This is a genomic window from Metabacillus mesotrionivorans (assembly GCF_052171315.1).
In the GTDB taxonomy this organism is placed as follows: domain Bacteria; phylum Bacillota; class Bacilli; order Bacillales; family Bacillaceae; genus Bacillus_P.
Window position 1 is genome coordinate 722,786 of record NZ_JBQMFF010000001.1, and the last position, 21,799, is coordinate 744,584.

The 21,799-nt window shown below is 45.2% G+C and carries 21 protein-coding genes; 18 read left to right on the top strand and 3 right to left on the bottom strand.

Features of this window, described 5'->3' with window-relative positions:
• Positions 1 to 4 precede the first annotated feature (4 nt).
• Positions 5 to 736, bottom strand: coding sequence for a sulfite exporter TauE/SafE family protein (locus ACTSEZ_RS03630; protein ID WP_369732845.1), 732 nt, complete (start codon positions 734 to 736; stop codon positions 5 to 7).
• 126 nt (positions 737 to 862) lie between these two features.
• On the opposite strand from ACTSEZ_RS03630, the gene ccpC reads away from it, so the two are divergent.
• The 5 genes from ccpC (at position 863) to ACTSEZ_RS03655 (ending at position 4,625) form a co-directional block, all read left to right on the top strand.
• Positions 863 to 1,735, top strand: a complete 873-nt coding sequence (gene ccpC / locus ACTSEZ_RS03635) for a transcriptional regulator CcpC (RefSeq protein WP_369732846.1) — start codon at positions 863 to 865, stop codon at positions 1,733 to 1,735.
• 134 nt (positions 1,736 to 1,869) lie between these two features.
• Positions 1,870 to 2,337, top strand: coding sequence for a flavodoxin (locus ACTSEZ_RS03640; protein ID WP_369732847.1), 468 nt, complete (start codon positions 1,870 to 1,872; stop codon positions 2,335 to 2,337).
• An 81-nt stretch (positions 2,338 to 2,418) separates the two neighbouring features.
• Complete coding sequence (gene dapD / locus ACTSEZ_RS03645) at positions 2,419 to 3,129, top strand: 2,3,4,5-tetrahydropyridine-2,6-dicarboxylate N-acetyltransferase (protein ID WP_369732848.1); 711 nt, start codon at positions 2,419 to 2,421, stop codon at positions 3,127 to 3,129.
• A 79-nt stretch (positions 3,130 to 3,208) separates the two neighbouring features.
• Positions 3,209 to 4,339: an N-acetyldiaminopimelate deacetylase gene (locus tag ACTSEZ_RS03650; RefSeq protein ID WP_369733077.1), complete on the top strand. Its 1,131-nt coding sequence runs from the start codon at positions 3,209 to 3,211 to the stop codon at positions 4,337 to 4,339.
• A gap of 43 nt (positions 4,340 to 4,382) precedes the next feature.
• Positions 4,383 to 4,625 (top strand): YkuS family protein, encoded by a 243-nt coding sequence (locus ACTSEZ_RS03655; RefSeq protein WP_029281537.1) that lies wholly within the window; start codon positions 4,383 to 4,385, stop codon positions 4,623 to 4,625.
• 44 nt (positions 4,626 to 4,669) lie between these two features.
• Here the strand turns inward: ACTSEZ_RS03655 and ACTSEZ_RS03660 are convergent, their stop codons facing one another.
• Entirely contained in the window at positions 4,670 to 5,512 is an 843-nt protein-coding gene (locus tag ACTSEZ_RS03660; RefSeq protein ID WP_369732849.1) for a mechanosensitive ion channel family protein, read from the bottom strand.
• A gap of 332 nt (positions 5,513 to 5,844) precedes the next feature.
• On the opposite strand from ACTSEZ_RS03660, the gene ACTSEZ_RS03665 reads away from it, so the two are divergent.
• From ACTSEZ_RS03665 to ACTSEZ_RS03680, 4 genes are all read left to right on the top strand, one after another.
• On the top strand, positions 5,845 to 6,387 hold the full coding sequence (locus ACTSEZ_RS03665) for a peroxiredoxin (protein ID WP_029281532.1): 543 nt from the start codon (positions 5,845 to 5,847) through the stop codon (positions 6,385 to 6,387).
• A 67-nt stretch (positions 6,388 to 6,454) separates the two neighbouring features.
• Complete coding sequence (locus ACTSEZ_RS03670) at positions 6,455 to 6,910, top strand: TlpA family protein disulfide reductase (RefSeq protein ID WP_369732850.1); 456 nt, start codon at positions 6,455 to 6,457, stop codon at positions 6,908 to 6,910.
• Between the two features lie 457 nt (positions 6,911 to 7,367).
• Positions 7,368 to 7,568, top strand: a complete 201-nt coding sequence (cspD, locus tag ACTSEZ_RS03675; RefSeq protein WP_029281530.1) for a cold-shock protein CspD — start codon at positions 7,368 to 7,370, stop codon at positions 7,566 to 7,568.
• 402 nt (positions 7,569 to 7,970) lie between these two features.
• Positions 7,971 to 8,588, top strand: coding sequence for an acetate uptake transporter (locus ACTSEZ_RS03680; protein ID WP_369732851.1), 618 nt, complete (start codon positions 7,971 to 7,973; stop codon positions 8,586 to 8,588).
• 37 nt (positions 8,589 to 8,625) lie between these two features.
• Here the strand turns inward: ACTSEZ_RS03680 and ACTSEZ_RS03685 are convergent, their stop codons facing one another.
• The gene (locus ACTSEZ_RS03685; RefSeq protein ID WP_369732852.1) at positions 8,626 to 8,919 is read right to left on the bottom strand and encodes a DUF6509 family protein; all 294 of its coding nucleotides are present in this window, start codon (positions 8,917 to 8,919) and stop codon (positions 8,626 to 8,628) included.
• Between the two features lie 253 nt (positions 8,920 to 9,172).
• On the opposite strand from ACTSEZ_RS03685, the gene ACTSEZ_RS03690 reads away from it, so the two are divergent.
• The 9 genes from ACTSEZ_RS03690 (at position 9,173) to ACTSEZ_RS03730 (ending at position 21,708) form a co-directional block, all read left to right on the top strand.
• Positions 9,173 to 10,063 carry a nitrilase-related carbon-nitrogen hydrolase gene (locus ACTSEZ_RS03690; protein ID WP_369732853.1) on the top strand — a complete coding sequence of 297 codons (891 nt, stop codon included), beginning with the start codon at positions 9,173 to 9,175 and terminating at the stop codon, positions 10,061 to 10,063.
• Positions 10,064 to 10,082: 19 nt separating this feature from the next.
• A complete protein-coding gene (locus ACTSEZ_RS03695; protein ID WP_369732854.1) occupies positions 10,083 to 11,441 on the top strand; it encodes an NAD(P)-dependent oxidoreductase in 1,359 nt (452 codons plus the stop codon).
• A gap of 308 nt (positions 11,442 to 11,749) precedes the next feature.
• The gene (gene preA, locus ACTSEZ_RS03700) at positions 11,750 to 13,030 is read left to right on the top strand and encodes an NAD-dependent dihydropyrimidine dehydrogenase subunit PreA (protein WP_029565509.1); all 1,281 of its coding nucleotides are present in this window, start codon (positions 11,750 to 11,752) and stop codon (positions 13,028 to 13,030) included.
• 16 nt (positions 13,031 to 13,046) lie between these two features.
• The gene (hydA, locus tag ACTSEZ_RS03705) at positions 13,047 to 14,465 is read left to right on the top strand and encodes a dihydropyrimidinase (protein ID WP_369732855.1); all 1,419 of its coding nucleotides are present in this window, start codon (positions 13,047 to 13,049) and stop codon (positions 14,463 to 14,465) included.
• Positions 14,466 to 14,497: 32 nt separating this feature from the next.
• Entirely contained in the window at positions 14,498 to 15,994 is a 1,497-nt protein-coding gene (locus tag ACTSEZ_RS03710) for an NCS1 family transporter (RefSeq protein WP_369732856.1), read from the top strand.
• Positions 15,995 to 16,007: 13 nt separating this feature from the next.
• Positions 16,008 to 16,217 (top strand): hypothetical protein, encoded by a 210-nt coding sequence (locus tag ACTSEZ_RS03715; protein WP_369732857.1) that lies wholly within the window; start codon positions 16,008 to 16,010, stop codon positions 16,215 to 16,217.
• 127 nt (positions 16,218 to 16,344) lie between these two features.
• Positions 16,345 to 17,961 (top strand): PucR family transcriptional regulator, encoded by a 1,617-nt coding sequence (locus ACTSEZ_RS03720; RefSeq protein ID WP_369732858.1) that lies wholly within the window; start codon positions 16,345 to 16,347, stop codon positions 17,959 to 17,961.
• A 900-nt stretch (positions 17,962 to 18,861) separates the two neighbouring features.
• Positions 18,862 to 20,325 carry a CoA-acylating methylmalonate-semialdehyde dehydrogenase gene (locus ACTSEZ_RS03725; RefSeq protein WP_369732859.1) on the top strand — a complete coding sequence of 488 codons (1,464 nt, stop codon included), beginning with the start codon at positions 18,862 to 18,864 and terminating at the stop codon, positions 20,323 to 20,325.
• Positions 20,326 to 20,343: 18 nt separating this feature from the next.
• Positions 20,344 to 21,708 (top strand): aspartate aminotransferase family protein, encoded by a 1,365-nt coding sequence (locus tag ACTSEZ_RS03730; RefSeq protein ID WP_369732860.1) that lies wholly within the window; start codon positions 20,344 to 20,346, stop codon positions 21,706 to 21,708.
• Positions 21,709 to 21,799: the final 91 nt, after the last annotated feature.

A 21,799-nucleotide genomic window follows, 5' to 3' on the forward strand; every position in this document is an offset into this window, starting at 1 on the left:
CCTCCTATAAGATAAGGTTATAGAATAACTGAAGAATGAGCAGAACAGTGATCAGACGTATCAGCCAAGCCGCCTGTTTAAAACTGAGCTTTGCTGCAAAACGCACTGCAATCTGTGCTCCAAGTATGCTTCCAGCAGCAAGACTCAGCGCAATATTCCAATTCATGATGCCTGAAAGGGCGTAGGCAGTGAATGCCCCGGTGCAGCTTAAGAAAGTCTGAAATCGTGTAAAGGCAACTGATTTAATATAGGAAAATCCGTTATGCAAAAAAGTGTACATCAGGAGAGTTCCCTGCCCGGGCCCGAACATTCCGTCATAGGCTCCAATTCCAAAAACGAGAGGGTAGAGCCTTTTCTTCAGCCGGGGTTCAGCCGTTTTCTGTTCCTGCGGTTTTTTCAACAGATTGAGCCCCAAAGCGAAAAGGAGGAGAAAGAGAGCGATGACAGTCATCACTTCCCCGCTCACCTGACTTGTGAAGGCAGCTCCAAGCACACCTCCTCCAACAGTAAATGGCGCAGTTGCTGCCATTTCCCTCACGTTCACTTCTTTTTTTCTAAGGAGAACAGCAAAGCTTGAAAGTGAACTTAACGTATTTGCAAATTTATTAGAGGAGATAATGGTGTGAATAGGCAGTCCGTACATGAGCATTAGGGGCATGTTGATCATACCGCCGCTCCCTGCAAGAGTGCCGATGAAGGTTGCTGCAATACCGATGAAAAAGATCGGCCATTCCATAAAGCATCACATCTTCCTGACAAGTTAAAGCGCGCTTTTCACCCTAAGTATATTCTTCGAGTGACAATAATGAAATTATGAATAAATTAGCATATAATATAAGGAAAACTTATAGAGGAGGTATTTATGCAGCTGACTGAATTAAAAATGCTTGTTGTTCTTTCTGAAGAAATGAATATGAGAAAAGCGTCCGAACGGCTTTTTGTTTCCCAGCCTGCGCTGTCACAAAGGCTGCAGTCCATCGAAAAGTCATGGGGCTTTCAAATTTTTATCCGTTCACAAAAAGGACTGACGCTTACACCTGCGGGAGAAAAAATTGTAGCATTCGCAAAAGAAGTGACGAAGAAAGAAGAAAAACTGCGTGAAGAGATTTCAGAGCTTGAAGGAGAGGTGCACGGCACATTGAAGATCGCCGTGGCATCCATCATCGGACAGCACTGGCTGCCTAACATTCTCAAGAAATATGTCAGCAAATATCCTCATGCAAAAATTTCACTTGTGACGGGGTGGAGCAGCGAGATTTTAAAAAGTATGTATGAAGATCACGTTCACCTCGGCATTATCAGAGGAAATCCGGAATGGAAAGGGGTCAAGAAGCATTTGCTGACAGACACCCTGTACTTGGTGGATTCAGAAATTCAAAAGGTTGAGGATCTGATTGATACTGAGCGTCCCTTTATTCAATTTAAAAGCGACTCGTCCTATTACCAGGAGATTCAGGATTGGTGGCATAAACATTTTCAGAGCAGCCCAAAGCGCACAATTGTTGTCGACCAGATTGAAACGTGCAAACAAATGGCCTACAACGGAATCGGATATGCGATCCTGCCTTCGGTTACGCTTGTGGACGACAATCGGGACATTCATAAAATCCCATTATTAAACGAGCACGGAGATCCAATCGTAAGGGACACATGGCTGCTTGGGTTTGACTCATCGTTTAAATTGAAGCAAGTGCAGGCGTTTCTTGACATCCTGAAAGAAGAGGGCATCTCTTAAAAGCGACAATTTTTCTGCAAGCAGCTGATAAAGCTGTTTTTTATTTTGCAGCAGAAACGATTGACAATGAGAATAGTTTTCAATTAAAGTAATAGTGAAAATGAAAATCATTATCAATTAAAGAGGTGGCACGAGTGAAAATGGCTCTTATTCTATATGCAAGCATGTCAGGGAATACAGAAGACATGGCAAGACTGATCGGACAGCAGCTAAGTGAAAAAGGGATGGATGTGATGTTTGAGGAGCTGGATCTTTGCATGACAGATGACCTGTTCAACTATGATGTGATTCTTGCCGGCACTTACACATGGGGAGACGGAGACCTTCCGTATGAGGCAGAAGATTTTTATGAAGAACTCACAGAGTTAAACCTAAGAGGGAAGCTGGTTGCCTGTTTCGGGTCAGGAGATCATGCCTATCCGAAATTCTGCGCGGCAGCAGATCTGCTTCAAAGGCGATTTAAAGAAACAGGGGCAGAAGTTTTTCGTGATACATTAAAAATAGAAGGTTCACCGGAATCAGACCTGGAACAGGAAGCCTGCAGAATGTTTGCAGATGCTGTTGCCGAATGGAGCGCTGCTGCCGGAAAAACAATGTTATAAATGCAGCGCCAGGTTTCAGCTTGTCAACAAACCCGTCCTTTGATACAGTAATGAGGTATATAGTCTGAAGGAGGAATACATATGAAAATGATGGATGCGAATGAGATTATCTCGTTTATTCAAAATAGTACAAAATCGACACCTGTAAAAGTGTATGTGAAAGGCGATCTTGAAGGAATCGATTTCGGCTCTTCTTCACAAACATTCATAAACGGCAGCAGCGGTGTTGTTTTCGGCGAATGGGCTGAAATTCAGACGGTGCTTTCTCAAAACCAAGCGAAAATTGATGATTTTGTTGTGGAAAATGACCGCCGCAATTCAGCGATTCCGCTTCTTGATATGAAAAACATTAAAGCGCGAATTGAGCCTGGCGCTATTATTCGCGACCAAGTCGAAATCGGCGATAACGCCGTTATTATGATGGGAGCTTCCATCAACATCGGTTCAGTAATTGGCGAAGGCACGATGATTGATATGAACGTTGTTCTTGGAGGTCGTGCTACAGTAGGGAAAAACTGCCATATCGGAGCGGGATCTGTTCTTGCAGGCGTCATCGAACCGCCATCTGCAAAACCGGTTGTCATTGAAGATGATGTAGTCATCGGAGCCAATGCCGTCGTATTAGAAGGCGTTACAGTCGGCAAAGGCGCTGTCGTTGCTGCAGGCGCAATCGTCATTGACGATGTGGAGCCTTACACAGTTGTAGCAGGTACCCCTGCCCGCAAAATTAAAGATATCGATGAAAAAACAAAATCAAAAACTGAAATCAAACAAGAGCTCAGACAGCTTTAATACTTGAATGATTGACCGGCGTGGATGTTTTAGCATCCACGCCTTCTCTATAGAAACAGGGGGGATACGATTGGATCAAATGGACCTATTGTCAAAAATCAGACAGGATCTTCACCGCATTCCTGAGCTTGGCTTTCAGGAATATAAAACTCAGGCGTACCTTTTGGAACATCTCGGGTCTTTACCCGCAGAAAGACTCGAAATCAAAAAATGGAAAACCGGTTTGTTTGTAAAAGTAAAAGGAACAGCTCCTTTGAAAACACTTGCTTACCGTGCCGATATCGACGGACTTCCCATTCGCGAGGAAACCGGCTATGATTTCAAGTCTGATCATCCGGAGCTCATGCATGCCTGCGGCCACGATTTCCATATGACGATTGCGCTTGGAATCATTCATTATTTCGTCAAACATCCAGTCAGAGATGATCTGCTGTTTCTTTTTCAGCCTGCAGAAGAAGGCCCCGGAGGAGCTGAACCGATGCTCAGAAGCGAAGAAATGAAGGAGTGGAAACCTGATTTCATTACGGCACTTCACATTGCTCCGGAATATCCTGTCGGTACAATTGCCACACGTCCCGGTCTGCTTTTTGCGAATACATCGGAATTATTCATTGACTTAAAGGGAAAAGGGGGACATGCAGCCTATCCTCATACGGCTCAGGACATGATTGTTGCTGCTGCATCTCTTGTTACACAGCTGCAGACCGTTGTTTCAAGAAACGTTGACCCGCTTGACAGTGCGGTGATTACGTTCGGGAAAATAACAGGAGGCACGGTTCAGAACATTATCGCAGAAAATGCGAGGCTTGAAGGAACGATCCGAACGCTGTCCGTTGAGTCGATGGATAAAGTGAAAGAACGGATTGAGGCACTTGTCAGAGGGCTTGAGATCGGCTATTCCTGCAGCGCGGTCATTGATTACGGTTCGATGTACCATCAGGTATACAACCATCATGAGCTGACGGAAGAATTCATGGATTTTGCAAAAGTGAACACAGATACTGAAGTTGTGCTGTGCAGAGAGGCCATGACGGGCGAAGATTTTGGATATATGCTGGATGAGATTCCGGGATTCATGTTCTGGCTCGGAGTGGACTCCCTGTATGGACTTCATCACTCAAAGCTTCAGCCTAAAGAGGAAGCGATAGGGGCAGCTGTTGACCTTATGTGCAGATATTTTCTCTACAAAGCGAACGGCTTATCAGAATAAAGGTACCTCCTATGAGACACATTAGTCTTAGGAGGTGGATGAGATGCCAAAAATCGGTGTTGAACAATCATTATCAGATGTTACAGCTGCACTTCAGTCAAAGGGGTATGATGTTGTAGAACTCCGCAATGAAGAGGATGCAAAAGGCTGTGACTGCTGCATTATTACAGGCCAGGATTCCAACATTATGGGAATCAGCAATGCTGTAACAAGCGGTTCTGTTTTTACAGCAAGCGGTTATACAGCGGATGAAATCTGCCAGCAGGTAGAGAGCAGGCTTCAATAAAAAAAGAAATGAGCTGCCGAAGCCGGCAGCTCATTTGCTGTTTTTCACTGTTTTTTCTCAATATAAACCTGATGCGGAAACGGAATCTCAATTCCGTGTGCATCAAGTGTTTCTTTCACTTTTTTACGGAGATTGCGCTCTACGCCCCACTGCATCATATTCTCTGTCTTGGCAATAATCCGGATCACAACATCCGATGCGCCAAGGCTTTGAACGCCAATCACACTTGGTCCCTCAATGATTGATGCATCCCCGGCGGCCATATCATCACATGCCTTTTGAATAACCGAAATAGCCTCATCAATATTATCATCGTATGAAATGCCAATATCAACAAGTGCCCGCATGTTGCCCCTGGAATGATTGCTTAAGCTGATGATCTCTCTGTTCGGCACATAATTAAGCGTGCCGTCAAAGCTTCTGATCTGAGTAGTCCGCAGACCAACCTGCTCAACAATGCCAGAGTATCCTGCCGTTGTTACATAATCCTCGACATCAAGCTGTTTTTCAAGAAGCAGAAAAAAGCCTGTCACCACGTCGCTGACAAGTCCCTGTGCTCCAAAACCGATGGCAAGCCCTACAACTCCAGCCCCGGCAAGGAGAGCTGTTGCATCATATTCAAATACCTCAAATACCATCACGACAAAAATAAAGATCAGAATATATGAGAAGAGATTGAGTGTCAGACTCTGCAGCGTTCTGGATCTCCCAATTGAAATTGACTGACGCTCCTGAACCCTCTTAAACGTCTTTTCAACCACTCTTGTGCCAATAGCCCTTACGACCAGAAAAGCAATAAGTATGCCGATCAGCTTAAGTGTGATCACTCCGGCTGCCGTCAACAGGCCTACCCAGTTTACTCTGCTGATTAAATCAAAAAATTCCATGAACCAACATCCTTCCTGTACAAATAAAGTAAGACTAATTATTTGGTTACCCCAAGGCCGTCATGTTAAACTTGATTTTGTAGAATTTAATCAGAAATTGCTGAGATTTGGTGATTGTTTTCAACCTGAAAAGGGAATACCAATACATGTGCTCCTTTTTAGGCAACATACCTTTTTTAAATTAATTATTATTTAACATTGACTGAAAATAAACATTGCACTATAATGGTCAATGTGAAATAAACAAGACAATAATTGAGAAAATCATTTTATGATTCTCAATTAAGCTGATATCGATTCCAGATATCAATTACATATTGGAGGGATACATCATGGCAGAACGCATGGTAGGTAAACAAGCACCGCGCTTTGAAATGGATGCGGTAATGGCTGACAAGGAATTTGGAAAAGTAAGCCTTGAAGAAAATATGAAAAACGACAAATGGACAGTGCTGTTCTTTTACCCAATGGACTTCACGTTCGTTTGCCCGACTGAAATTACATCAATGTCAGACCGTTATGATGAGTTCGAAGATCTTGATGCTGAAGTAATCGGCGTTTCAACTGATACAATCCACACTCATCTTGCATGGATCAACACAGACCGTAAAGAAAACGGCCTTGGCGACCTTAAATTCCCGCTTGCAGCGGATACAAACCATATGGTTTCACGCGAATACGGCGTCCTTATTGAAGAAGAAGGCGTAGCTCTTCGCGGACTATTTATCATCAATCCTGACGGCGAGCTTCAATACGCTGTTGTTAACCACAACAACATCGGCCGTGACGTAGATGAAACACTTCGTGTGCTTCAGGCTCTTCAAACTGGCGGACTTTGCCCGGCTAACTGGAAACCTGGACAAGCTACACTTTAATAAACGGTTGATGAGAGGTCTAACTTTTTGTTAGGCCTTTTTTAAACAAGCAATGGAGGGAAACACAATGAAATTACGCGCACCAATGCCTGAACTGAACGGCGCAACTGAATGGCTGAACGGCCAGCTGACAAAAGAAGACCTGATTGGCGAGAAACCTACACTGATCCATTTCTGGTCAGTAAGCTGCCATCTTTGCAAAGAGGCAATGCCTCAAGTAAATGAATTCAGAGATCAGTACAAAGACAAACTTAATGTTGTGGCTGTTCACATGCCAAGATCAGAAGACGATCTGAACCTTGAAGACATCAAGAAAGTTGCTGCTGAGCATGATATTTCACAGCCAATCTTTGTTGACAGCGAACATAAGCTGACAGATGCATTTGAAAATCAGTATGTTCCTGCTTATTATGTATTTGACAAAACAGGAGCTCTCCGTCACTTCCAGGCAGGCGGAAGCGGCATGAAAATGCTTGAAAAACGTGTAAACCGCGTGCTTGCCGAAACAGAAAACGCAGAATAAAAAAAGTGCTCCGTTTACGGAGCGCTTTCTTTTTTCTACATTTTTAACCATTTATTTGATTTTCTAAACCTTTCCATGTATAATGAAAAAGTTAGTTCATTATGAAATACCCTTCTACCATATTAATAATGAGTCAATCAGTCCTTATACGGACAAATGCTTCAAATTCAAATCCTTTGATTTTTGTTAGCTCAATTCAAGCTGGCGCGGTCATCGGAGCCGCAAGGACGAGAGAGAGGTAGGGCTTTCGTTGCTTTGTGTTCACAGATAATAAATGAATAACCAATAGATTTGTCACACTATCAAAATCTTTTTATGATTTTATATGGCATTTAGCATTCACATGTTATAAAGACTATCTATTCCTCTAATTGATACTCTTTATAATATGTGAATATTTTATTTACCATGTTGTAAATAGTAGGGCATATTAAAAAATTTTTGGAGGTTTTCTCTCATGACGACTGGAAAAGTAAAATGGTTCAATTCAGAAAAAGGCTTTGGATTTATCGAAGTTGAAGGCGGAAACGACGTATTCGTTCACTTCAGCGCGATCACTGGCGAAGGGTACAAAACATTAGAAGAAGGCCAAGAAGTTGAATTCAACATCGTTGAAGGCAACCGCGGACCTCAAGCTGAGAATGTTGTAAAATTATAATGAACGAAAAAGCCGCTCAGGTCTGAGCGGCTTTTTTATTTGCTCTATTCCTGGATTTGCAGAATGTTACCGCATCTGAAAACCTCAGTTGAAAACATATGGCTTTTAAAGATTTCCTTCCGCATATGAAGGGGCATAAGCAGGCGGTAAATGACTTTTCGCAGAGTCCTGTTATGTATGAAGGGTTATAAAGAGCTGAGTTATGACCTTTCGCAGAGTCTTGTGATGCATGAAGGGTCATAAGCAACCGGGATATGACCTTTCTCAGCGTGCTGCCATACATGAAGGGTCATAATTTTTTTGCAAACGGTTACCTTTAACTGCGCATAAAAAATCCATTGACACCGGTATCTGCATCCTGTATCGTGGTCAAGTATGTGTAAAATATTTAGGAGGCTCACCATGAATCAACAAAATGTACAGCAAGTAAAAATCACTACTGCAGATCCTTCGGCAATCGGGCTATTTGGACTCGCTATGGTAACACTAGTGGCTTCGTCACAAAAACTTGGATTGACTGACGGTCTTTCACTTATATTGCCCTGGGCGATATTCCTGGGCGGCTTTGCACAGCTTTTTGCAAGTGTTCACGATGCAAAACACAACAACACATTTGGAACGACTGCATTTGGCGCTTTCGGCTTTTTCTGGCTTGGAGTCGGCGCAACCTGGCTGATTCAAATGGGCGTGTTCGGCGAGAAGCTTGCGGCAGCCGCTGATCCAAAACAGCTTGGATTTGCATTTGTCGGATACCTGATTTTCAGTCTGTTCATGACAATCGGTGCGATGGAAACACACAAGGTCCTGTTTTTGATTTTTGTTTTTATCGATTTTCTATTTATCGGACTTTCACTGAGTGCTTTTGATATTATGCATGAGGCAACACACATGCTTGCTGCTGTATCTGAGCTGATCATTGCCCTGCTGTCGTTCTACGGTTCTGCTGCAGCGGTGCTGAATACTCATTTCGGAAAAACAGTGCTGCCTGTTGGAAAACCTTTTGGTATCTTCAAAAAATAAGCAAAAGAAAACGAGCAGGGTTCATTCCCTGCTCGTTTTACTTTTCTTCTCTGTAATGCTCCTGGCAAAATGCTTTAACCATGATTTCTTCTTCTTCTTCAAGCTCAAAATCAAGAACTGCATTTGTTTCCTGCTCCATCAGATGATAAACAGAAACGGTTCCTTCACCGGTGTCGTTTACAGCAAAAATCACCTTCATCAGGAGACCTTTTTCAGTATAAAGCTCATCCTCTTCATCTACCTCAAGCTCAAGAATAAATTCATACCGGTCTCCGGTGAGAATGCCAAATGGATCCTGCAGTTTTTCAACCGTATAGGCTGCAATGTTCATATGTATCATTCCAATCTTTCAGGGTATACTCCCTACCTATCCTACCTAAAAAAAGTCCATAAAACAACTTTATAGAAAAGAGTGTCAGATTTACTGACAGCACGCTGCTTATATTTTACATTCTGCAAGACAAATCTCCTTAACCATTTAACAATTTGTACAGTGTAAAGCCAATTTGTTAAAAGTAAAATAGAGACAGGTATTATTTTTTTAATATTTAGACTATTTATGCGAAACGGAGGAGGTTTTTTATATGCCGGATAAAGTGGTCATCGGTTTAATTCAGGCAAGCAATGATACAGACGGAAATGAGGCTGTAGATATCCATAAAGAACGGGCGATTGAAAAGCATATGAAGCTTGTAAGGGAAGCAAGCAGCAGGGGTGCGCAGATTGTCTGTCTTCAGGAGATATTCTACGGCCCTTATTTCTGCACGGAACAAAATACGAAATGGTACGATGCAGCAGAGGAAATTCCAAACGGACCGACCACAAAACGGTTTCAGGAGCTTGCCCGTGAGCTTGGAATGGTGATCGTGCTGCCGATTTATGAAAGGGAAGGAATCGCAACTTATTATAATACCGCTGCTGTCATTGACGCGGACGGAACGTATTTAGGGAAATACCGCAAACATCATATCCCTCATGTCGGAGTCGGAAAAGACGGCGGCGGATTTTGGGAGAAGTTTTACTTTAAGCCAGGCAATCTCGGCTACCCGGTTTTTGATACAGCATTTGCGAAGATTGGTGTCTATATATGCTATGACAGGCACTTTCCTGAGGGAGCAAGGCTTCTCGGGCTGAACGGTGCGGAAATCGTCTTTAATCCTTCAGCAACGGTTGCAGGCCTGTCAGAATACCTGTGGAAACTTGAACAGCCTGCACATGCTGTTGCAAATGGCTATTATATAGGCGCCATCAACAGGGTGGGATATGAGGGGCCATGGAATATGGGTGAATTTTACGGACAATCCTATCTCGCCGATCCAAGAGGCAGATTTGTTGCTGAAGGAAGCCGTGACAGAGATGAAGTGGTCATTGGGGAGATGGATAAAAAAGTGATCCGCGAAGTCCGGGATACGTGGCAATTTTACCGGGACAGACGCCCTGAAACGTATCAGGAAATGACGGCACTGCTGCCTTAAAAAGGAGGTAATGAGCTTGATGAGAGAGATTACGGCCCAAGATCTTGAACAGAACTTCATGGAAGTAGAACCGCCCCTGTCTGCCAGGGAAGCAATAGAAGAAGCAAACCGGTGCCTGTACTGCTATGATGCACCATGCATAAAAGCCTGTCCGACCGGCATCGATATTCCTTCTTTTATTAAGAAAATCGCTTCAGGCAATTTGAAAGGATCAGCTAAAACCATTATGTCGGCAAATCCCGTCGGCGCAAGCTGCTCCCGTGTTTGTCCGACTGAGGAACTTTGCGAGGGAGCCTGTGTGCTGAATTCTTCCACGAAACCGATTATGATCGGCAACCTTCAGCGCTATGCAACCGACTGGGCGATTCATAATGAGCAGGTCCTGTTTCAAGCAGGGGAAAAGAACGGAAAAAATGTTGCCGTTGTAGGCGGGGGGCCTGCAGGTCTTTCAGCTGCAAGAGAACTTGCTCTGCTTGGCTATGAAGTCACCATTTTTGAATCAGAAAGTCAGGCAGGCGGCTTAAACACTTACGGCATTGTTTCATTCAGGCTGCCGCAGGCCATTTCATTTTGGGAAGTCGATCAGGTGAAAAGCCTTGACGTGAAGATCAGAACGAATACCAAAGTTGGAAGAGACATTATGCCTTCAGAGCTGCTTGAGGAGTATGATGCCGTGATTCTTGCCGCAGGCATGGCTGCTGTGCCAAAGCTTGGCATAGAAGGCGAGGATGCAGATGGTGTCTATGATGCCATTGAATTTGTCAAAGAAACAAAAACGGAAAAAACGCTTAAGCTTGCCGGGAAAAAAGCGGTCGTAATCGGTGCAGGGAACACGGCAATCGATGCTGCAACCTGCTCAGTCCGCCTTGGTGCAGAGGATGTGAGCATCCTCTACAGACGAACTAGAGCTGAAATGACAGCCTACGAGTTTGAGTATGAATTTGCCAAACAGGATGGCGTCGTTTTCAGATGGCTGACGGCTCCAAAGCGGATTATTAAAAATGAAGAAAACAAAGTGACAGGTGTTGAATGCATCAAAATGGAGCTTGCTTCAGCAAGTGAAGGAGAGCGGCCGCGTCCGGTGCCTGTTGAAGGATCTGAATTCATCATCGAAACAGATGCGGTCATCCGGGCGATCGGCCAATCAAGATATGTATCTCTCATAGAGAGTTTTGGCCTTGATCATGCAGACGGAGTCGTAAAGCTCACAGCAGGGACTTATCAGACCTCAAACGAAAAAGTATTTGCCTGCGGTGATGTTATCTTCGGCAAAGGCCAGGGTGAAGCCATGGTCGTCTCCGCTGCCCAGCAGGGGAAACTGACAGCTTATCAGATTCACAAAAAACTAATTTCAGAGGCGCTGAACCCGGCTTTGTAATTTCTTTTGTCATTAGGAACTGCCCAAGGCGGTTCCACATTTCGTATTGTCCAGTTCCACCGCCTAGCTCCTCGGTCAGAACGGCTCATCCATAAAAAGCAAACCCGGCTTTTTCCGGCTGATCCTTTTCTGTCCTTCGGAGCTGATCGAGGCGGTTCCACATTTCGTATTGTCCAGTTCCACCGCCTAGCTCCTCGGTCAGAACGGCTCATCCATAAAAAGCAAACCCGGCTTTTTCCGGCTGATCCTTTTCTGTCCTTCGGAGCTGCCCAAGGCGGTTCCACTTTTCTATAAAAGGAGGATTCACTATGGCTGATTTAAAGATTGATCTTGCCGGGATACGGTCTCCGAATCCGTTCTGGCTTGCTTCAGCTCCGCCGACAAACTCGGGCTATCAGGTTCAGAGGGCATTTGAAGCAGGCTGGGGAGGAGCTGTCTGGAAAACACTCGGTGATCCGATCCTGAATGTTTCTTCACGATTTGCAGCAGTCAGTTTTAATGGACAGCGCGTTGCAGGCTTTAACAATATTGAGCTTATTACGGACCGGCCGCTTGAAGTGAACCTTAAGGAAATTTATGAAACGAAAAAAAGGTTTCCCAATCATGCCATTATCGCTTCTTTAATGGTTGAGCCAAAACAGGAAAAGTGGCATGAAATTGTCAAGCGTGTTGAAGATGTCGGAGTTGACGGGCTTGAACTGAATTTCGGCTGTCCTCACGGTATGGCAGAGCGCGGAATGGGCGCGGCCTCAGGACAAGTGCCTGATCTCGTCGAAAGGCAGACATACTGGGCGAAAGAAGCTGCGAAAACGCCTGTTATCGTGAAGCTGACGCCGAATATTACGGATATTACCGTGACCGCAGAAGCTGCAGTGGCAGGCGGAGCTGATGCCATCTCGATGATCAATACGATCAACAGCCTTGCAGGGGTGGATATCGATACATGGAATACGATTCCGCATGTAGCAGGAAAAGGGGCTCACGGCGGATATTGCGGTCCTGCTGTTAAGCCGATTGCGCTGAATATGGTCGCTGAATGTGCGAGAAATCCCCGCATTAATGTTCCGATATCAGGAATAGGAGGGATTTCAAACTGGAAGGACACAGTTGAATTCATGCTGATGGGAGCAACCGGCGTGCAGGTATGCACAGCTGCCATGCATCATGGCTTCCGCATTGTTGAAGACATGATCGAAGGTCTTTCAAACTACTTGGATGAAAAGGGTCTTGCGTCCGTAATGGACCTTGTCGGGAAATCGGTTGAGAGGTATTCAGACTGGGGCGAGCTTGATCTGAATTATAAAATTGCTGCAAGAATTAATGAAGACGTCTGCATTAACTGCAATAAATGCCATATTGCGTGCGAAGACACGTCCCATCAGTGCATTGATATGCTGATGACGTCCGACGGAAAACCATACTTAAAAGTAAGGGAAGAAGATTGCGTCGGCTGCAATCTCTGTTCCATCGTCTGTCCTGTTGACGGGGCTATCGACATGGTTGAACTTGCAAATGAGCTGCCTCCAATGACGTGGAACGAGCGGCAGTCAGCGATCGCTTCTCTTGGAACGTCCAATGCTGTGAAATAGGAAAGGGGGAGGAATTATGAAAAAACTCATTAAAAACGGAACGATTGTGACAGCTTCTGATACCTTTCAGGGAGATATTCTCATTATCGGAGAACAGATTGCTGCCATTGGCCTCAATCTGACAGAAAATGGTGCAGAAATCATTGATGCAAACGGATGCTACATTTTCCCGGGAGGAATTGACCCTCATACACACCTTGATATGCCGTTTGGAGGAACCGTTACAAAAGATGATTTTGAAACAGGGACAACCGCAGCAGCCTTTGGAGGCACAACTACCATCATCGATTTCTGCCTGACGGAAAAAGGAAAGCCATTAAAGGATGCCATCCAGACTTGGCATAAGAAATCAAAAGACAAAGCCGTAATCGATTACAGCTTCCATTTAATGATTTCAGAAATCAATGATCGTGTCCTTGATGAACTGCCTTCTGTCATTGAAGAAGAAGGAATTTCTTCCTTTAAAGTCTTTATGGCCTACAAAAATGTTTTTCAGGCAGATGATGAAACACTCTTCCGGACATTGCTGACAGCAAAAGAGCTTGGCGGTCTTGTCATGGTCCATGCAGAAAACGGGGATGTTATCGATTATTTAACAAAAAAAGCACTGGAAGAAGGCAAAACAGATCCGGTTTATCATGCTCTTACACGTCCGCCTGAAGTAGAAGGAGAAGCAACGGGAAGAGCAGCCCAGCTTACAGGTCTTGCGGGATCGCAGCTGTATGTCGTTCATGTTTCCTGTGCAGAAGCTGTAGAAAAAATAGCCGAAGCAAGAAGCAAAGGATTTGATGTCTGGGGAGAAACATGCCCGCAATATCTTGTACTTGATCAGTCTTATTTAGAAAAGCCTGAGTTCGAAGGCGCCAAGTACGTCTGGTCTCCGCCGCTCCGTGAGAAGAAGCACCAGGATGTTTTGTGGAACGCCATGAAGACAGGCGTGCTGCAGACACTCGGTTCTGATCAGTGCTCGTTTGATTTTAATGGCCAAAAGGATCTTGGCAAAGGCGATTTTACGAAAATTCCTAACGGCGGGCCGATTATTGAGGACCGTTTCAGCATTCTCTTTTCCGAAGGGGTTAGTAAAGGAAGGATCAGTATAAATCAGTTCGTTGATTTGACGAGCACCAAGGCTGCGAAGCTGTTCGGCCTGTATCCGAAAAAAGGAACCATTGCAGTTGGATCTGATGCCGATCTTGTTCTGTTTGACCCTGCAGCTGAGAGAACGATTTCTGCTGCGACTCACCACATGGCTGTGGACTATAATGCGTTTGAAGGCATGGAGGTAAAAGGGGTGCCTGTTTCTGTTCTTTCAAGAGGGGAATTTGTCGTGCGCGACAGACAGTTTGCAGGCAAAACCGGCACCGGGCAATATATAAAACGGGCTAAATACGGGAAACAGCTTGGAACAGCCGGCTCTTCAAAGGTCTCAATCTAAGAGTATGGGCAACCTGAAAATTTAATTGTTTCATGTGGAAGGGGACATGTATAGTGGCGAAAGGTTATTTGAAATCTCCGGATTTGCTGCCGATTCCTCATCATAAGAAAAACATCGGGTCGCTTGGTTTTGGACTGATTTGGGTAGGGATGGCTGTTGTTCTTGCCGCATTTGCCATTGGGGGTTCCGGGGTCCAGTCACTTACGCTTGGATGGGTCGTGGCCGCCACCATAGTGGGCTCCGTTGCTCTTGGTTTTATTATGACGCTTACGGGCGACATAGGTGTTGAGCACGGCTTGAGTTTTCCGGTTTATATGAGAGCGCCGTTTGGGACATTTGGGACACACATTCCTTCTATTGTGAGGGGGTTTGTTGCTTCCTGCTGGTTTGGAGTCAATACGTTTTTCGGAGCAAGCGCGATGAATGCAATTCTTGCAACGTTATTTGGATTTGATAATTGGATGGTCTGCTTTTTCATCTTTGCCATTCTGCAAGTTGTCAACACGGCTCTCGGCATGAAAGCGATCGAGCGCTTTGCAGATCTTGCGGCACCCGTTATTATTCTTATTTCCGGATGGATGTATTTTACGCTGTCAGATCAGGCGCTCGCACAGGGAAGAAGCGTCTGGTCGTGGGTAGAGAGTCCGGCAGCCGGAGGTGCAGCTGTCACCGCTTTTATGGTTGTCATCATGGCGAACATGGGGTTTTGGGGAACGCTTGCGGCAGATATGCCTTCCCTTTCCAGGTTCGTAAAGGCTCCTAAAATGGAGCGTAATTGGTTTAAGCGGAACAGGAGCCAAATTGCAGGAAATCTGATCGCCTATCCCATTGTTCAAACGTTTATGGTCGTTATTGGTGCGGTTTCCTATATCGCTGTGACGAACTACGACCCGGTTGTTGCCCTGCAGCAGTCTGCAACAGGCATCGTTCTCGGTGTGCTGCTCATCATGATTGTCCTTGCGCAGTGGTCGACCAATACGTCAGCCAACCTGATACCGGCTGCCACTATCTTTTCAAATATAGGGGGTCCGAAAGTGCCTTTCTGGGCGGGAGTTGCCGTTGCGGGCCTAATTGGAATTGTCGTGCAGCCTTGGAGCCTGTTTGGTGTCATAATTGAAATTCTGCTCGTTGTCGGGGGCATTCTTTCTGCCATCTGCGGCATTTTAATTTCAGACTACTATCTTCTCAGAAAGCGAAGAGTGAATGTAAAGGATCTCTACGAAACAGAAGGACAGTACAAATACTATAAAGGCATTAATGCAGCGGGCTATATAGCATGGATAGCCGGGGGAGCGGCTGCTGTCATATTTAAAGACTACTCATTTATCATAGGTTTTACTGCCGGAGGGGCAAGCTACTATTTTCTTGCAAAATACTGGTGGTTTAAAAAATATGCACAGGCTGAAATCACTGACCCGGATGATTCAAAATACCTCGGCATCACCGCAGGAAACGACTGGATCATTGATCTTGAAGAAGAATATGAGCCGAACATAGCAATCTCGCCTGCTCAAACAGAACACATATAATAGGAGGAGAAAGATGTCAGATTACCAGGAGTATCTTGCTGAACGGGACAAAATCGATTACTATCTCGGAAAAGGGTGGAAGATATCTTCCGTTACAGAAAACCTCAGCGGAGCATTCCTTGTCTTCAAAGATCAGGATGATTCTGAAGCGGAAATGCAAGTGAAAACGGCTGATGGCAGAAAATATTTTTCGGCCATGCTGATTGCACAAGCTAAAAATTGACATTGTTCGACGCGGATAGGGCAGATTTTGTCCTATCTTTTTTGTGAGAAAAGCTGACAAACGTATAGTGTTCACCCTGTGCCTCTTTTATAATAAAAGGAAGCGACATCAAAAAAGGGGTGTGCGGATGAAATCATACATAACGATTGATGAGATTTTAAATCGAAAGCATTTTTCCCGGACTGAAGTCATTGCAGGAGCAAATGGCCTGCGGCGGCAGCTGAAATGGGTGCATATTGTCGAATCGATACAAATCAGCAATCTCTTAAATGGTCATGAACTGATTTTGACCACAGGTCTTGGTTTCAAGGATCATCCCGGACAACTTGTTTCTTTTCTTCAGCAACTGATCGACAGGCAGGCTGCCGGACTGTGCATTGAGCTCGGCACTCATATCCACACCATACCTGAAGATGTTATTGAACTAGCTGATTCCCGCCATTTTCCCATCATTCTGTTTCATCACGAAGTGCCTTTTGTTGAAATTACACAAGATGTGCATTCCCTCATCATCAATAAACAATATCAACTGTTATCTGAACTTGAAACCTATTCTCAGCAGCTGAACAAAATGCTTCTTGAAATTGAAGATTACAAGCAAATCCTCAAATTTATGCAATCTTATTTGGAGGTACAGGTGGCGGCTGTTCTTGGAGGGAATAAAACCGACTTTTTCCCAGAGCCTGACATCAGCGAAAAGGAAGCATTGCTATTTTCATTAAGAAGTGAGGAAAAGAAAGCATGGGCGGCCAGACAGCCCGTCCAAATTCTCGGCGAAACGTATGCAGAATTGCATATATGGACCGAGTGCAGGGAACTGAACGAATTTGACCTTCTTGTACTGGACCGGACGGCAAATGCATTTGCCCAGCATTTGCTCAGGGACCTCTATGTAAAAGAGAAAAAAATGGCTGAAGAAAGCGAATGGCTGACCAACTGGCTTGAGGGGGAATATACCGATGAAGTGATCAAAGAGCAGCTTGCTTTTCAAGATCCTATGCTGAGGCTTAACGGAGGCGCGGTGTGCATCTGCAAATTATCCCCTGACGCTGCAGGCCAGACCCAAAATGCAGACAGCACGTACTTTAAGTTATTATTCAGAACCGTTTTTGAACAATTCGGCTTTCACTTGTTTACCGTAGAAGTCCGCCATCATCTGATTTTCATTGCAGGAAACAAACGGAACAAGCAGGACTGGAAAGACCGCATGAGCGGAGCGATTTCCAGAATATATTCAGGTAGCGGAACAGAGAGGCAGAGAGCCTCCTCCCTCACAATCGGTGTGGGGAAATTTGCGGACAGACTGGGGAATATTCCGTACAGCTATCAGACGGCCAAAGAAACTCTCGCCCTGCAGGACTCTCTCTCAGCAGAAGGAAAAAGCTGCTTTTATCAGGATCTTCATATGTACAGAATGATGTCTCTTTTAAAAAAACACGGTGACCTTGAAGAGACAATCAATGAATACCTCGGTCCTGTTCTTGAATACGACCGCAAGTACAACGGTGATATGCTGATTACGCTGAAAACCTATCTTGCCTGCAGCGGGTCGAAGCAGGAGACCTCCAAAAAGCTCTTTATTGTCAGGCAGACCCTGTACCACCGCATCGAAAAACTTGAGCTGCTGCTAGGGGAGAACTTCATGAATTCAGACAAACGCCTTGCCCTTGAGTTTATGCTCATGGCCTATGATTTTGTCCGGAACACAGAAGGGACTATTTCGCTGCAGCATAAAATTGAGTAATAGATTGGGAGCACTTCTAATTGTGGAGGTGTTCTTTTTTTATTGTTGTGCAGCAAGGTTGATCGTACCCTGTAAAACGATATTGGAGGGTAGTAAGCAAATGCCGGAATCGTACCCTCTCAAACCGAAAATCGATATCCGAGGGTAAGCAAACGTTAGAATCGTACCCTCTCAGACCGTAAATCGATATAGGGAGGGTAAGCAAACGTTAGAATCGTACCCTCTCAAACTGAAAATCGATATAGGAGGGTAAGCAAACGTTAGAATCGCACCCTCTCAAACTGAAAATCGATATAGGAGGGTAAGCAAACGTTAGAATCGTACCCTCTCAAACTGAAAATCGATATAGGAGGGTAAGCAAATGTCTGAATCGTACCCTCTCAAACTGAAAATCGATATAGGAGGGTAAGCAAACGTTAGAATCGTACCCTCTCAGACCGTAAATCGATATAGGAGGGTAAGCAAACGTTAGAATCGTACCCTCTCAAACTGAAAATCGATATCCGAGGGTAAGCAAACGCCTGAATCGTACCCTCTCAAACTGAAAATCGATATCCGAGGGTAAGCAAACGCCTGAATCGTACCCTCTCAAACTGAAAATCGATATCCGAGGGTAAGCAAACGCCTGAATCGTACCCTCTCAAACTGAAAATCGATATCCGAGGGTAAGCAAACGCCTGAATCGTACCCTCTCAAACTGAAAATCGATATAGGAGGGTAAGCAAACAGAATTTTTCGCCGTTTCCTTATCTGACTCCCGGAGCTAAACGGCTGATTCCGCTCTTCTTGTCACTATGTAGCATTCTTCCTTTCTTTTGTTTTACAGTGTGTCTAATGAACATGGTGGTGTTGTGGGGGATAATAAATTTATAGAATTTTCAGTAATCAGGAGGGATGAGAATGACAGTTGCTAATGAGGCTGCGGTAATTAAGAATTTTATTAACGGGAAATGGGTGAGTGCTGCTGGAAGTGAGATGCAGGATGTCATTAATCCTGCGACAGGAAAGAAAATAGCATCGGTGCCGATTTCAACAGAAGAGGATGTGCATGCAGCTGCAATGGCGGCCGCAGAAGCTTTTAAAACCTGGAAGCGAGTGCCTGTTCCAAAGCGGGCCAGAATTCTTTTTGCCTATCATCACTTATTGTCCAAAAACCATGAGGAGCTTGCGAAACTGATTGTTTCAGAGAATGGCAAGGCTTATAAAGAAGCCTACGGGGAAGTCCAAAGGGGAATCGAGTGTGTGGAGTTTGCGGCTGGGGCTCCAAGTCTGATGATGGGCGAGTCGCTTTCTGGAATTGCTGAGGATATGGACTCTGAAATGTTCCGTTACCCGCTTGGGGCAGTCGGCGGCATTACGCCTTTTAATTTTCCGATGATGGTGCCGCTTTGGATGTTCCCTCTTGCAGTAGCATGCGGAAATACGTTTGTGCTGAAGCCTTCTGAACGAACTCCGCTCCTGTCAAACAGACTTGCGGAGATGTTTACGGAAGCTGGGGCTCCGGCCGGTGTGCTGAACGTTGTTCACGGAAGCCGCGATGTGGTTAACGGCCTGCTCGGGCATCCGGAAATAAAAGCGATTTCATTCGTCGGCTCACAGCCGGTCGCCAAATATGTCTATGAAATAGCTGCTGCTAACGGAAAGCGCGTGCAGGCGTTATCGGGAGCAAAAAATCATCATATCGTCATGCCGGACGCTGACTTTGAAAAAGCAGCCCAGCATATTGTCAGTTCGGCATTCGGCAGCGCGGGCCAGAGGTGTATGGCATGCAGTGCAGTTGTCACGGTCGGAGACGGAACCGAGTTCATGAAGATCCTTAAGCGAAAAGCAGATGAACTTGTGATGGGGAATGGCCTGGATGATGAGGTTCTACTTACACCGGTCATCAGGGATTCCCATTTGAAGAAAGTCATAGGCTATATTGAGAAGGGGATGGAAGAAGGAGCGGCGCTTGTCAGAGACGGACGGAGAGATATGGAAGTCAACAACGAAGGCTATTTCCTTGGAGCGACCATTTTTGACGAAGTCACCCCGGACATGACCCTTGCAAAAGAAGAAATCTTTGCGCCGGTACTCAGTGTTCTGAGAGCATCAGATCTTGACGTGGCTCTTGAATATATCCGCAAATCCCGTTATGGAAACGGCGCAACCATTTATACGAAGGATGCGCAGGCTGTCCGCACGTTCAGAGAAGAAGCGGATGCCGGAATGCTCGGCATCAATGTAGGTGTGCCTGCGACGATGGCGTTCTTCCCGTTTTCAGGCTGGAAGGATTCTTTTTACGGTGATCTACATGTTAACGGAAAAGACGGCGTAAACTTCTATACGCGGAAAAAAATGATTACATCCCGTTTTGATTTTTAACAGACAGGGAGGATGAGTATGCAAAAGAGTACAGATGTAAAAGATGCCCTGCAAAAAGACGAAGCGCATCTGTGGCATTCCATGAAGCCGTTCAATCCAGAGGCAACCATAATCGCGAAAGAAGCTAAGGGAGCATGGGTGACAGATGCCGGCGGCAAGAGGTACCTCGATGCCATGGCTGGATTATGGTGCGTCAATGCAGGCTACGGGAGAACAGAGCTTGCAGAAGCAGCCTATGAACAGCTGAAAAAGCTTGCTTATTTTCCGCTGACACAGAGTCATCTGCCGGCCATTGAGCTTTCAGAAAAGCTGAATGACATGCTTGGCGGGGATTATGTCATCTTTTTCTCAAACAGCGGATCTGAAGCAAATGAAACGGCGTTTAAAATAGCCCGCCAATACCATCAGCAGACAGGAAGCAATGAGCGGTACAAGATTATTTCAAGGTACAGAGCCTATCACGGCAACACTCTTGGTTCACTGGCTGCAACCGGCCAGGCTCAGAGAAAGTACAAATATGAACCTCTCGCTCCGGGCTTTATCCATGTAGCGCCGCCCGATCAGTACCGTTGTCCTGAAGAAGAAGGTATAAAACCTGCTGAGCTTAAATCAGTTCAGGCGATTGATCAGGCCATGACGTGGGAGCTCAGCGAGACAGTCGCTGCGGTTATTATGGAACCGATCATTACCGGAGGCGGCATTCTGATGCCTCCTGAGCAGTACATGCAGGGCGTTAAAGCAGCGTGCGAGAAGCACGGCGCACTCCTGATTGTGGATGAAGTCATCTGCGGATTCGGGAGGACCGGGAAAGCATTCGGTTTCATGAACTATGGTGTGAAGCCGGATATCATTACTATGGCAAAGGGAATTACGAGTGCCTATCTTCCTCTGTCTGCAACGGCTGTGAAAAAAGAAATCTATGAAGCCTTTAAAGGGACGGAGGAATACGATTATTTCCGCCATGTGAATACCTTTGGAGGAAATCCGGCAGCGTGTGCCCTTGCCCTTAAGAACATTGAAATCTTTGAAAAAGAGAATTTATTTGAGCGCTCAGCTGAGCTTGGCGCAAAAATAAAATCTGAACTAACGTCGAGGCTGCAGAAAAATCCTTTGGTCGGCAATGTGAGAGGGAAAGGTCTTCTTATTGGAGTCGAGCTTGTCGAAAGCAAAGAAACAAAAGCCCCGTTAAATGCTGTTCTTGTCAATAAAGTCATGGCTGCCTGCAAGGAAAAAGGGCTGCTGATCGGAAAGAACGGGGCATCAGTGGCAGGCTTCAACAACGTGCTAGCCATCTCGCCCCCTCTGAATATTGAGGAAGAGGATGCAGCATTTATTGTAGAAACACTGATTTCGGAATTGAATGCAATTGCGGACCTGTCATAAATGACCACAGCAGCACGGAGAAATCTGTGCTGTTTTTTATTTAGTTTAACTTAACAAAACGTGAAAAAAAGAGTAAGATTTTAGGTATCGA

What these genes read in the sequence shown, in the direction of transcription:
- ACTSEZ_RS03720 (WP_369732858.1), top strand. Translation starts at nt 16,345, where the DNA reads ATGAAATCATACATAACGATTGATGAGATTTTAAATCGAAAGCATTTT.
- ccpC (WP_369732846.1), top strand. Translation starts at nt 863, where the DNA reads ATGCAGCTGACTGAATTAAAAATGCTTGTTGTTCTTTCTGAAGAAATG.
- ACTSEZ_RS03665 (WP_029281532.1), top strand. Translation starts at nt 5,845, where the DNA reads ATGGCAGAACGCATGGTAGGTAAACAAGCACCGCGCTTTGAAATGGAT.
- ACTSEZ_RS03660 (WP_369732849.1), bottom strand. Translation starts at nt 5,512, where the DNA reads ATGGAATTTTTTGATTTAATCAGCAGAGTAAACTGGGTAGGCCTGTTG.
- ACTSEZ_RS03650 (WP_369733077.1), top strand. Translation starts at nt 3,209, where the DNA reads ATGGACCTATTGTCAAAAATCAGACAGGATCTTCACCGCATTCCTGAG.
- preA (WP_029565509.1), top strand. Translation starts at nt 11,750, where the DNA reads ATGGCTGATTTAAAGATTGATCTTGCCGGGATACGGTCTCCGAATCCG.
- ACTSEZ_RS03685 (WP_369732852.1), bottom strand. Translation starts at nt 8,919, where the DNA reads ATGAACATTGCAGCCTATACGGTTGAAAAACTGCAGGATCCATTTGGC.
- ACTSEZ_RS03725 (WP_369732859.1), top strand. Translation starts at nt 18,862, where the DNA reads ATGACAGTTGCTAATGAGGCTGCGGTAATTAAGAATTTTATTAACGGG.
- ACTSEZ_RS03655 (WP_029281537.1), top strand. Translation starts at nt 4,383, where the DNA reads ATGCCAAAAATCGGTGTTGAACAATCATTATCAGATGTTACAGCTGCA.
- ACTSEZ_RS03690 (WP_369732853.1), top strand. Translation starts at nt 9,173, where the DNA reads ATGCCGGATAAAGTGGTCATCGGTTTAATTCAGGCAAGCAATGATACA.
- hydA (WP_369732855.1), top strand. Translation starts at nt 13,047, where the DNA reads ATGAAAAAACTCATTAAAAACGGAACGATTGTGACAGCTTCTGATACC.
- dapD (WP_369732848.1), top strand. Translation starts at nt 2,419, where the DNA reads ATGAAAATGATGGATGCGAATGAGATTATCTCGTTTATTCAAAATAGT.
- ACTSEZ_RS03630 (WP_369732845.1), bottom strand. Translation starts at nt 736, where the DNA reads ATGGAATGGCCGATCTTTTTCATCGGTATTGCAGCAACCTTCATCGGC.
- ACTSEZ_RS03710 (WP_369732856.1), top strand. Translation starts at nt 14,498, where the DNA reads ATGTGGAAGGGGACATGTATAGTGGCGAAAGGTTATTTGAAATCTCCG.
- ACTSEZ_RS03680 (WP_369732851.1), top strand. Translation starts at nt 7,971, where the DNA reads ATGAATCAACAAAATGTACAGCAAGTAAAAATCACTACTGCAGATCCT.
- ACTSEZ_RS03715 (WP_369732857.1), top strand. Translation starts at nt 16,008, where the DNA reads ATGTCAGATTACCAGGAGTATCTTGCTGAACGGGACAAAATCGATTAC.
- ACTSEZ_RS03730 (WP_369732860.1), top strand. Translation starts at nt 20,344, where the DNA reads ATGCAAAAGAGTACAGATGTAAAAGATGCCCTGCAAAAAGACGAAGCG.
- cspD (WP_029281530.1), top strand. Translation starts at nt 7,368, where the DNA reads ATGACGACTGGAAAAGTAAAATGGTTCAATTCAGAAAAAGGCTTTGGA.
- ACTSEZ_RS03695 (WP_369732854.1), top strand. Translation starts at nt 10,083, where the DNA reads ATGAGAGAGATTACGGCCCAAGATCTTGAACAGAACTTCATGGAAGTA.
- ACTSEZ_RS03670 (WP_369732850.1), top strand. Translation starts at nt 6,455, where the DNA reads ATGAAATTACGCGCACCAATGCCTGAACTGAACGGCGCAACTGAATGG.